The 757-nt window shown below is 40.4% G+C and carries 1 protein-coding gene and 1 pseudogene; both read right to left on the bottom strand.

Annotation, left to right across the window (positions count from 1 at the left end; genetic code table 11):
- Positions 1 to 48: 48 nt before the first annotated feature.
- Positions 49 to 540, bottom strand: a complete 492-nt coding sequence (locus tag R7R24_RS26460; protein ID WP_015297455.1) for a hypothetical protein — start codon at positions 538 to 540, stop codon at positions 49 to 51.
- A 120-nt stretch (positions 541 to 660) separates the two neighbouring features.
- Positions 661 to 757: pseudogene (locus tag R7R24_RS26455) on the bottom strand (NAD(+) diphosphatase); the annotation flags it as partial.

The following is a 757-nucleotide window of genomic DNA, read 5'->3' as shown; positions in this document are numbered from 1 at the left end:
AAGCTGACGGACACCATGAATAACGACAATAACGTTTTCTTCATCGTTTTAGTTCCATGCCTGCTTAAGGTACTTCAACGTTGAAGAGTCGTAAGCCGCATTTGGATTCAGGGCAACTTTGAGTACGCTACCACCTTCATCTAACGCGAAACCTGCTTTTTTCGCATTCACTGAATCTTGACCTACGAATTGGATTTTTTGAACTTTTTGAAACTCTTCTTTATACAAAGCTGCGTGCTCAGTTGTCGTGCACAACTTCACCATATCATCATAGATGTAGTTAATAAGGCCACCTAACCAACCTGTGGTTTTTACTTTATCAAGTCGAGCTTCAGAAAAATCATAATTATCCCACTGAGCCCAATCGATATTGGTTTCTAGTACTTCATTACCACAAGCCTGCTGCACCTTGGTTACATTTTCTGTCATGGTATTTTCTGTCAACATGCGCTTCGCTTTTACTTCGATACTTGCATTTGCCGACATGCTTACCATTGTGCACGATACTAATCCTAGCCATAACGCTGATTTCAACTTCATTCGGTATACTCCATTATTTATAAACCCATCAATACAGAACGTCATACCAAGCTAGTCTAGCAACAGTGATGTCTCAAAAATGATTAATTTTTAACCTTTACTTCCTTTACGATCAGCATCTCAGTCTGAAAGAATATCACTAACGGTCTGCTCAATTAGCGCTCTTGCAATAGTGCCTGTTGGTGCCACTGGTGGCATCTCTTTCACACCGAACCAT

This window comes from Vibrio sp. 704 (assembly GCF_033339295.1).
The sequence above is the reverse complement of the archived record's forward strand: the minus strand, read 5'-3'. Positions and strand labels throughout refer to the sequence as shown.